At 43.9% G+C, this 9,291-nt stretch carries 12 protein-coding genes and 1 pseudogene; 3 read left to right on the plus strand and 10 right to left on the minus strand.

Annotated elements, in window-relative coordinates; all coding sequences use genetic code 11:
• From Q0277_RS01955 to Q0277_RS02000, 10 genes are all read right to left on the minus strand, one after another.
• On the minus strand, nucleotides 1–772 hold a 772-nt coding region (locus tag Q0277_RS01955), incomplete at its 3' end, for a secretin N-terminal domain-containing protein (RefSeq protein ID WP_297995052.1).
• The gene (locus Q0277_RS01960; protein WP_297995054.1) at nucleotides 750–1,178 is read right to left on the minus strand and encodes a hypothetical protein; all 429 of its coding nucleotides are present in this window, start codon (nucleotides 1,176–1,178) and stop codon (nucleotides 750–752) included. The genes Q0277_RS01960 and Q0277_RS01955, both read right to left, overlap by 23 nt.
• The gene (locus tag Q0277_RS01965) at nucleotides 1,178–1,831 is read right to left on the minus strand and encodes a hypothetical protein (protein WP_297995057.1); all 654 of its coding nucleotides are present in this window, start codon (nucleotides 1,829–1,831) and stop codon (nucleotides 1,178–1,180) included. The genes Q0277_RS01960 and Q0277_RS01965 overlap by 1 nt, the downstream gene beginning before the upstream one ends.
• Nucleotides 1,831–3,351: a hypothetical protein gene (locus Q0277_RS01970; protein ID WP_297995064.1), complete on the minus strand. Its 1,521-nt coding sequence runs from the start codon at nucleotides 3,349–3,351 to the stop codon at nucleotides 1,831–1,833. Before Q0277_RS01970 ends, Q0277_RS01965 begins: the two co-directional genes overlap by 1 nt.
• A 62-nt stretch (nucleotides 3,352–3,413) precedes the next feature.
• Nucleotides 3,414–4,283, minus strand: a complete 870-nt coding sequence (gene era / locus Q0277_RS01975; RefSeq protein WP_297995067.1) for a GTPase Era — start codon at nucleotides 4,281–4,283, stop codon at nucleotides 3,414–3,416.
• A gap of 490 nt (nucleotides 4,284–4,773) precedes the next feature.
• On the minus strand, nucleotides 4,774–6,093 hold the full coding sequence (gene hslU / locus Q0277_RS01980) for an HslU--HslV peptidase ATPase subunit (protein ID WP_297942322.1): 1,320 nt from the start codon (nucleotides 6,091–6,093) through the stop codon (nucleotides 4,774–4,776).
• The gene (gene hslV, locus Q0277_RS01985; RefSeq protein ID WP_297995069.1) at nucleotides 6,090–6,638 is read right to left on the minus strand and encodes an ATP-dependent protease subunit HslV; all 549 of its coding nucleotides are present in this window, start codon (nucleotides 6,636–6,638) and stop codon (nucleotides 6,090–6,092) included. Before hslV ends, hslU begins: the two co-directional genes overlap by 4 nt.
• A complete protein-coding gene (gene rplI / locus Q0277_RS01990; protein ID WP_297995070.1) occupies nucleotides 6,631–7,074 on the minus strand; it encodes a 50S ribosomal protein L9 in 444 nt (147 codons plus the stop codon). Before rplI ends, hslV begins: the two co-directional genes overlap by 8 nt.
• A gap of 29 nt (nucleotides 7,075–7,103) precedes the next feature.
• Nucleotides 7,104–7,247, minus strand: a complete 144-nt coding sequence (locus tag Q0277_RS01995; RefSeq protein WP_297995072.1) for a hypothetical protein — start codon at nucleotides 7,245–7,247, stop codon at nucleotides 7,104–7,106.
• Between the two features lie 8 nt (nucleotides 7,248–7,255).
• Nucleotides 7,256–8,476: an argininosuccinate synthase gene (locus tag Q0277_RS02000; protein WP_297995074.1), complete on the minus strand. Its 1,221-nt coding sequence runs from the start codon at nucleotides 8,474–8,476 to the stop codon at nucleotides 7,256–7,258.
• An 88-nt stretch (nucleotides 8,477–8,564) separates the two neighbouring features.
• Here Q0277_RS02000 and Q0277_RS02005 point away from each other — a divergent pair, with 88 nt between their 5' ends.
• The 3 genes and pseudogenes from Q0277_RS02005 to Q0277_RS02015 all read left to right on the plus strand — a co-directional run.
• Entirely contained in the window at nucleotides 8,565–8,810 is a 246-nt protein-coding gene (locus Q0277_RS02005) for a S4 domain-containing protein (protein WP_295152076.1), read from the plus strand.
• On the plus strand, nucleotides 8,794–9,201 hold the full coding sequence (gene tsaE, locus Q0277_RS02010) for a tRNA (adenosine(37)-N6)-threonylcarbamoyltransferase complex ATPase subunit type 1 TsaE (protein WP_297995075.1): 408 nt from the start codon (nucleotides 8,794–8,796) through the stop codon (nucleotides 9,199–9,201). The genes Q0277_RS02005 and tsaE overlap by 17 nt, the downstream gene beginning before the upstream one ends.
• Nucleotides 9,194–9,291 (plus strand): annotated as a pseudogene (locus Q0277_RS02015) (ABC transporter ATP-binding protein); the annotation flags it as partial. The gene tsaE and the pseudogene Q0277_RS02015, both read left to right, overlap by 8 nt.

Genomic DNA, 9,291 nt, shown 5'->3' on the forward strand with positions numbered 1-9,291 from the left:
ATCCTAGTTGAAATTTACTCCAATCAATACCGGTAGTGTATTCGTTATTTAGCTCGACAGATATGATATTTACGTCTAGCAAGACTTGGCGACTAAGGCGTTTTTGCATACCGCTTAGATATCTATCTACGCGAGCTATCTGAGACTTCATAGCAGTAACGGTTACTAAACCGGCATTTTGATTTATAATAGGAGCGACTGCGACGTATTTTTCGGTACCGTTATTTAAAACAGAGGTGATTTCCTCGCTAATCTTCTCCCAAAAATCAAATTTCTCTTTGGTAGTGATCTTATTATCTTCTTTATTTTCTTTATCGTCGCTATCATCCACTTTCGTAGGTGCGGAATCGACAGAAGATTTAGTAACAGCAGTGCCTTCTCTAATAGAAGTGATGTAATCCACTTTAAAAGTCCTAGTCTCTAGCGCTGAAATTTTTAATATGCCATGAGAATACTCATAGCTTAGATTATTCTCTTTTATGAGTAGATCTAAAACTTCGCGTAAAGAAAGGTCTTTGATGCTTACGCCTTGCAGTGGCTTACTCATCTCCTCTTGAGCGATAGCATCTTTTGCTACCACTGAAAAGCGGCACATATCGGATAGCTGAGTTAGCATCTCATTTAGCGTAACGGTATCGTTAATCTTGATATTTAGCGCCTTCCTATCGCAGTTACCTGTAGTTGCGGGAGCGGCATATAGACTAGTAGCCGTAACAGACAAAGCAAGCATAGCAGCTATGCTAAGCTTTTTACTTATATGTAATAATGACATTTTGACTTCCTTGTTTTAGTGTTAGTTCGACTTTATTTTCATCGTCGTTGGTAATAATAACGCTATTACCCGTTATTTGCACGATCTTATATGAGCCTACATACTCGCCCAAACCATACCACTTATCGTTTAGCTTAACCTTATCGCCCATAATACCTACTAGCTGATAACCTAGATCCACCTGCTGATTAGCTTCTCTAGGCGCATTAGCTTCTTTAGGATAAAACGGATCTTGCAAAGAAGCTATCTGCTCATCGCTAAGACCTACTCTAGGTTTGCTAAGATTATCAAATATAGCATCGTATCTAGCCTTATAGGCACCATTGCTAGGCGCTACCGTCTGATTATTATCTACAGCAAATAGAGCAGTAGAAAGTAGCAAAGAGCATAAAATTAACTTTTTCATTAGTAATTTACTCCCCAGATAGATATACCGATGCTTCCACCGATTTTGCCATTTTTAGTGGCATTGATATCCATCTTATTTACATCTACGATCATCTCCGATTGTTCAATTAGGTTGATATACCTAAGGACATTCGAAAATGCTCCTTCAAATTTCACATCTATATCCAGCAAAGCTTCAGGCTGAAAAATTTGTTTGATGCTAGGCTCTCTTCTATCGCTGTGAATAGCGTAAATTTTAATATTGTTATTCTCTGCGATCGTTGAGAGGCTATCCATAAACTTAGCCCAGTTCTTTTCATTATAGGTAAGCTTTGAAATTTCTTTTAGCTTACCGTCTAGATACCCACGCTCTTCAATGATATTGTTAAGGTTGGTCTTAGCACCATTGAGGATATTGCGCTTATTATTAACAAAAGCCTCAGGATCACCACCAAAAAACTCGTTATACTCTCTTTGTGCGCCCTCAAGCTTAGTCGTGGCAGTACTTAGATTTGTTTCGCTCTCTTCTAAATACGGATCCGCATAGTTACTCAAAATAAAGTAAGCTACCAAACCTACAAACAACAAAGCTATGTAAAAATAGTTATTTGCACTATTTCCCTTGGAGGCAAACCATTGATCAAGTTGATCTAATGAACTTTTCTTTTTCATTATTTAACCTCCACACTGATATTACTATCGTAAAAGACGGTTTTATTACCCTCTTGTAGTGCGATTGTTTTGGTATCCACGCCATACACCTCTTTTTTACTGATATCCTCTAAAAGTTCGGTCATTTGCTTATCGTTTTTGGTGCGCACCTGAACAGTTAGAGTCCTATTCTCATCACCGATCCTAACCATATTGCCCTTATTTTTAACAACCATATTGGTTAGCTCGAAAATAGAAACGCCTTTCATGGCGTAATTGTTTTTCTTATCTGAGATAGCGTTAATTAGTTCGCGCCTATCGTTAAGCTCCTTACCGCTCTTAGCAGCCTGGGCATTTACCTCTTTAGTCTCTTTATCCAAACGCGCACTTTCAGTTCTAGCAGGACCCATCTTTTCCTCTAAACCTTTATATTCGCTAGTTTTATCATCAGCTACCATATTATTATAATATCCATAGCCGAAGTTATACGCAGGATACGCAGCGCCAAGCAAGCAGCCTAGCAGCATATAGCCTATCAGCTTGCCGGTTGATCTTTGAGTCAAAGGCGGAGGTCTCATAAACGGCGAGTAGTTGTGATCATCGTCTTTGGTAACCAAATAATCTTGACCTACCAAGAACATCAAAATATCTAGCTGAGTGAGCGGATAATCTTTTGCGTTGATTGCAACGTTAAAATTAAAATCCTTGTATCTTAGCTTTAGATTATTTTCTACAAAAACCTCGATCGCAGGAATTTTACCGATATCCGTTCCGATATAAACGTTTTGAATATTGACGTTGTAAATTTTACTAATACCGTTCAATACGTCGTTGATGTAGTAAAACATATCGTCAAAAATTTGGATCATATAATCGCGTTCGGTCGGATTTTCTAAATTTACTCCCTGTTTGGAGAGCAATCTATAAAAGCTCTCTTCATCGACTCTGCTACCGACTAGCTCGACATATTTTTCATGCAAGAATTTTAGGTTGTATCTTACTTGACGGGATTGAAAATATTCGCCGTTTTGATACACTACCAAAAACGCATCGTCGCGTTGCAAGTAGATGAAGCAGTCGATTCCGTCGCGAGTTAGGACGCCTCTATTATACAAGCCCTCGTATAAAAACGGAGCCATAGCCACATAGTCGATGTAGTTCGTCCTAGCGGCGATCGCATCGAATTCTGAAGTGAGTTTGGCATTATCTACGACGAAGACATTGAAAATTCTATCATCGCCGCCAGCGCCTATTACCTCACTATAGGTAATTTTGTAATCCAAAGCGGTGTCAAGCCCCAGCTCCTCATACACCTTAACGACGATCGCATCTAAAAGATCCGCGTCCTCTACCGATCTGCTTATCTCGACCGTCGCAGTCATTATATCCTTATACGGAATATATGAGACGTAAGTTTCCTTCGCACGATTCGCTTTTGAGAAGTCGTGCTCGAAAACTTCATTCTCACTTAGACCGAATATGGTTTGCGTGACTTTGTTAATCGCAACAATCGAACTAGCATTTTTACTATTCTTTGCCATAACACTCCACTTCCAAATGAAATTTTCTACGCTGCTAATACTAATAGAAATAAAATAAAATGTCAATAGATAAAATCGGTTTTTACCATAAATTCGTCATTTTTCCAGCTTTTTTTTACAAAAACTGTTAATTTTAAGTAAATTTTGACCTTAGAAAAATTTGAAATTAACTTTTTGGCTCGAATTCCGATCCGCTTGATCGCCTCGCCATTTTTGCCGATCAACATCTCTTTGTGTGAATTGCTGTCCGTTATGATCCGCGCATATACCGAGATCAGACCCGGTTTTTCCACTACTTTTTCCATCACGACGTCGCTGCAATACGGGATCTCGTCGCTCATACTCTCAAAGATCGCCTCAAGTATGAAGTCGCGATAAATTTCACGCTCGTTCGTCGCACTTAAAATTTCAGGATCATAAAAGTACTCATGCTCGGGCAAAATTTTACAAATTTCGTCCAAAACCTGCTTTTTATAGACCTTTTTTTTGATGCTAACGGGGATTATCGCTTCGAATTTATCGGTAAATTTTTGATATTGCAGCAGCTTTTGCACGATCTTTTCGTCGTTTGCTTCGTCAGTTTTAGTTAAAATTACGATGTGTTTGGCATCTGCGTTTAAATTTAAAAATTTTTCGTATTCAGATGTATCATCGTGCACGGGCGCCAAAAACAGCACCAAATCGCAACCCTCAATCGCCCCGAGCGCCACTTCGACCATCAGCTTATTCATCAGTTTGGCGCTTTCGTGCAACCCCGGCGTGTCCGCGAAAATCACCTGATCTGCGCCGTTCATCGCGATGCCGCTAATCTTGCGGCGCGTGGCATTGATCTTGTGTGAGACGAGCGAAATTTTCTCGCCGCAGAGGTAGTTTAACAGCGAGCTCTTGCCCGCATTGGTCCGCCCGATGAGCGTTACAAATCCGCTTTTCATATTTTCCTTAAATTTATAAATTTATCTTGCAACCGCAGCGCTAAGCTTTTGCGGGTAAATTTTAAAAACTCGTTTTGTGCAGGCCGGCTCCGCACGAGCGGTGGAATTTTGAAATTCCGCCACCGTACAAGCAAATGAAATTTTAAAATTCCAAGTCGCACGATAGCGATAAATTTTACCCGTTGCAGCGCAAAATTTTACCTACTCTAAATCCCGCAAGCCGACAATTCTATAGCTTCGTAAATTATCTGCAAAATTTTAAATTTCATCCCATGACGACATTATATAATCAGCACTGCATAAAATTTAGATCATTCCTGAAATTTTACAGACTTAAAATTTCAAAGTATCGCCAAATTTAAAAGGATTAAATTCTGCGCATTTTTAAAATTTCGCCAAATCTCAAACCTAAAATTCTAACGCTTTGCAAATTTCAAAAGCGTAAAATTCCGCGACTTTGTAGAATTCTAAAAGTAGCTACCGCGCCGCCTTATAAAATGTATTTCGCCAGATCCTCGTCGCTTGCGATGCCTGCTAGCTTTTCGCTTACGAGCTTCTCATCCACGACGATCTTTTGCCCTTTAAATTTATCGGCTTCGAAGCTGATATCCTCAAGCACCTTTTCCATTATCGTATGCAGCCTTCTAGCGCCGATATCCTCGACCTTTTCGTTCGTACTCGCCGCAAATTTCGCGATCGCTTTGACCCCGTCCTCGCTAAATTCCAGCTCGACGCCCTCGGTTTTTAAAAGCGCCGAGTACTGCTTAAGGAGCGAATTTTTTGGCTTGGTTAAAATTTCACACAGCGCCGCCTCGTCTAAGCTGTCAAGTTCGACGCGAAGCGGGAAGCGCCCCTGAAGCTCGGGGATTAGATCGCTCGGCTTGCTGATATGAAAGGCGCCCGCGGCGATAAAAAGGATGTGATCGGTGTCAATATTGCCGAATTTCGTGCTTACGCTGCTGCCCTCCACGATCGGAAGCAGATCGCGCTGCACGCCCTCTTTGCTCGGATCCTGCCTGCCGCTATTGCCGCTTGAAACCGCCACTTTATCGATCTCGTCGATAAAGATGATGCCCTCGTTTTGCGCGCGCCTAACGGCTTCGGCTTTGATGCTCTCCATATCGAGAACTTTCTCGCTAGCTTCACTTTTAAGGGCAACTTTGGCGTCTTTTACCTTCATCTCTTTTTTGCTCTTGCGCGTCGAAATTCCTATTACTTTGATGAAGCTTTCCTGCATATTCGCCATCTCGGGCGGCAAATTCGGATTTGACTCAAGCGCGTTTTCGCTCACTTCAATCTCGATGCTAAGATCATCCAGATCGCCGCGCTCGAGCTTAGCCGCCATCTTTTCGTAGCTTTTTTCGTAATCTGCGACCTTCTCCTCGCTCGCACCGCGCGGAAGCGGCGGAAGGACTTTTTCTAAAATTTTACGCTTGATGTAATCATCGATCTTGTCTTTGTTCTTTTCAAATTCCTCGCCGCGCACTAAATTTACCGACGCGGCGGCCAGATCTCGCACCATGCTCTCCACGTCGCGCCCCACGAAGCCCACCTCGGTGTATTTGCTAGCCTCAACCTTAATAAAAGGAAGCCCGAACATCTTTGAAAGCCTGCGAGCGATCTCGGTCTTACCTACGCCGGTAGAGCCGATCATCAGGATGTTTTTGGGCATCACCTCGTTTTTCATCTCATCTTCGAGCGCCATTCTGCGGTAGCGATTTCGCAAAGCCACCGCTATCGTGCGTTTGGCGCTATTTTGTCCGATTATATATTCGTCTAATTTCTCTACAATCTGCTTTGGCGTCATCATCTCTTTTCGTCCCAAATTGCGTATGTTTTGATGTTTTCATTCGTGTAAATGCAAATCTCGCCCGCCACCTTAAGGCTTTGCTTTACGAGCTCTTCCTCGTCTAGGCTTGCAAATTTATCCAAAGCCCGCGCCGCGCTAAGAGCGTAATTCCCGCCGCTTCCGATCGCCGCGATCTTGCCGTCATCCGGCTCTACCACATCGCCCGTGCCGCTAAGCAGAAAGATATTTTTGCGGTCCAGCACCAGCATCATCGCTTCGAGCTTCCGCAGATACTTATCCTTGCGCCACTGCTTGCTAAATTCTATCACGGCCCTTAAAAGATCGCCCTTTGCGCCGTCAAGGCACTTTTCAAACATATCAAAAAGATTAAACGCATCGGCAGTACTGCCCGCAAAGCCCGCTAGGACATTACCCTCTTTGCCGATCTTTCGAATTTTAGTCGCATTGCCCTTTAAGACGGTGTTTCCAAACGTAACCTGCCCGTCGCCGCCGATGACAGAGGCCTTCGCGCCTTTGTAGGCTAAAATGGTAGTTGCTTCAAACACTAGCCACCTCTATCTCAAATTTAGCGCTTATGCCGTGCTTTAGCTTAGCATTTACGTCGTAGATCCCAGTCGTTTTGATAGCCTCGGTTTCTAAAATTTTCTTATCTATTTCGATCCCCTTTTGCTCTTTTAGTGCGGTTGCGATCTCATCTTTGGTAACCGAGCCGAAAAGCGCGCCGCTCTCGCCCGTCTGTTTTACGATCTTTACGCGGATCTTGGCTAGCTCCTCGGCTAGTTTTTGCAGGCTTGCGACCTCATATTTCTCAAGCTCGGCCTGCCTTTTCTTATCCGCTTCAAATTTACGCAAAACCTCAGTCGTAGCAGCCCTAGCGTAGCCTTTGCCGATTAAGAAGTTATTGCCGTAGCCGTCCTTGACCTCCTTTACCTCGCCCGCCTTTCCGAGCCCCTTAACGTCTTTGATCAGTAATACTTTCATCCATTATCCTTTTAAATTTAGCTTTAAATTTATAAAATTTTATGAGCGGCGCGGGCGGATCTGAAATTTAGTGAAATTTCATGAAACCTGCCCGCAGCCGCTCGCGCTTTTTCGATAAATTTTAAAATTTCGTTTTGTGAAATCTGCCCGTGCGCTTTGTCGCCGTGCGGCAAAATTTCAGCTAAAGCTTGCGTCCGTTCTTGCCCGCGATGATAAATCTTAACGCGCTTAGTTTGATAAATCCGTCCCCGTCTTTTTGATTAAAAACTTTATCTTCTTCAAACGTCACGAAATCGGTATTAAACAAACTATCGCTCTTACTCTCCCTGCCCAGCACGGTCACGTTGCCCTTATAAAGCTCTAGCTTAACCTTGCCGTTTACGTGCTCTTGGGATTTGTTTATCAGCTCTTGAAGCAGCAAGCGCTCCGGGCTAAACCAAAAGCCGTTGTATATGAGCTCGGCGTAGCGCGGCATCAGATCGTCTTTTAGATGCGCCGCGCCGCGATCTAGCGTGATGCTCTCGATCGCGCGGTGGGCCTTTAGCATAATCGTGCCGCCCGGAGTTTCGTAGCAGCCGCGGCTCTTCATGCCGACGTAGCGATTTTCAACAAGATCGAGCCTGCCGATGCCGTTTTTAGCGCCGAGCTCATTAAGTGCTGCCAGCATCTCGTGCGGTTTAAGCGCCTTGCCGTTTAGCTTTACGGGATCGCCGTGTTTGTATTCGATCTCGATGATCTCGCTCTTATCTGGCGCATTTTTAGGGCTTACGGTCCATCGCCACATATCCTCTTCAGGCGCATGGGCGGGATCTTCCAACACCAAGCCCTCGTAGGAGATATGAAGGATATTCGCATCCATTGAATACGGCGATTTGCCTGGCTTTGAGGCGATGTCGATGCCGTTTTTCTTAGCGTAAGCAAGAAGCTTCTCGCGAGAGTTCAGATCCCACAGCCTCCACGGCGCAATTACCTTAATATCGGGATTTAGCGCGTATGCGCCAAGCTCGAAGCGGACTTGATCGTTACCCTTGCCGGTCGCACCGTGGCTTATGGCGTCCGCGCCAGTTTTTTTCGCGATTTCGACTAGCTTTTTAGCGATCAACGGGCGGGCAATCGATGTGCCTAAAAGATACTCGCCCTCATAAACGGCGTTTGCGCGAAACATCGGAAATACGTAATCGCGCACAAATTCCTCGCGCAGATCCTCTACGAAGATATTTTCCTTTTTGATGCCCAGTTTCACAGCTTTGTTTTTGATCGGCTCCAAATCCTCGTTCTGACCGATATCTGCGGTGAAAGTCACCACATCGCAGCCGTAAGTATCACTGAGCCACTTTAAAATAATGCTAGTATCTAGTCCTCCGGAATACGCCAAAACGACCTTTTTTACATCTTTTGCCATTTCAAATCCTTTACGTAAAATTTGGCGAAATTCTACCAAAAATAGTTTAATAGTTGCTTTTAAGGCAAATATCGCTAAACTCACGCCTATGAGAATCGATAAATTTTTAAACGCAGTCAATATCACCAAGCGGCGCGCCATCAGCGAAGATATGTGCAAAAGCGGCGTCGTGGCCGTAAACGGCGTCGTAGCAAAGCCCGCCAAAGAGCTTAAAATCGGCGACGTTATCACGATAAGCTTTTTAGATAGAAAACAAAGCTTTAAAGTCCTAGCCTTTCCTAGCGCGAAAAATACGCCCAAAAGCGAGCAGGCGAAGTATGTCCAAGAGCTTTGAACTCATCTGCGGCGAGGATGAAATTTCACGCCTCGTGCAGGCTCTGCCAAAAAGCGGCATAATCTTGCTCATCGGCGATCTTGCTAGCGGCAAAACGACGCTTGCGCGCGCGATCGTGCGGGCGCATGGGTTAGACGAGCACGTGAACTCGCCTACATTTTCGATCATGCAAAATTACGGACAGATTTATCATTACGACATCTATAACGGCGGCTGCGAAGGGATTTTAAAAAACGGGCTATTTGAAAATTTATTTGAAGAGGGACTTCATCTGATCGAATGGGCGGATGAAAATTTGATAAATTTACTTAAAAAATATGAGCTTGATTTTTGCGTAGTGAGGATCACGCCACACGCGCAAGGGCGAAAATACGAGGTAAGCTATGCATAAACTGGAAGTCAGGGGTCTTAAAAAAACAATAAAAGGCACGCCGATTATCAAGGGCATCTCGCTGGAGCTTTATAACGGCGAGATCGTGGG

Origin of the sequence: uncultured Campylobacter sp. (assembly GCF_938030815.1) — a bacterium.
Taxonomy (GTDB): Bacteria; Campylobacterota; Campylobacteria; order Campylobacterales; family Campylobacteraceae; genus Campylobacter_B.

Excerpts from the sequence above, each read along its gene's own strand:
- Q0277_RS01970 (WP_297995064.1), bottom strand. The coding sequence starts at position 3,351 with ATGGCAAAGAATAGTAAAAATGCTAGTTCGATTGTTGCGATTAACAAA.
- tsaE (WP_297995075.1), top strand. The coding sequence starts at position 8,794 with ATGTCCAAGAGCTTTGAACTCATCTGCGGCGAGGATGAAATTTCACGC.
- Q0277_RS01960 (WP_297995054.1), bottom strand. The coding sequence starts at position 1,178 with ATGAAAAAGTTAATTTTATGCTCTTTGCTACTTTCTACTGCTCTATTT.
- Q0277_RS02005 (WP_295152076.1), top strand. The coding sequence starts at position 8,565 with ATGAGAATCGATAAATTTTTAAACGCAGTCAATATCACCAAGCGGCGC.
- Q0277_RS02000 (WP_297995074.1), bottom strand. The coding sequence starts at position 8,476 with ATGGCAAAAGATGTAAAAAAGGTCGTTTTGGCGTATTCCGGAGGACTA.
- Q0277_RS01965 (WP_297995057.1), bottom strand. The coding sequence starts at position 1,831 with ATGAAAAAGAAAAGTTCATTAGATCAACTTGATCAATGGTTTGCCTCC.
- hslU (WP_297942322.1), bottom strand. The coding sequence starts at position 6,093 with ATGATGACGCCAAAGCAGATTGTAGAGAAATTAGACGAATATATAATC.
- rplI (WP_297995070.1), bottom strand. The coding sequence starts at position 7,074 with ATGAAAGTATTACTGATCAAAGACGTTAAGGGGCTCGGAAAGGCGGGC.
- era (WP_297995067.1), bottom strand. The coding sequence starts at position 4,283 with ATGAAAAGCGGATTTGTAACGCTCATCGGGCGGACCAATGCGGGCAAG.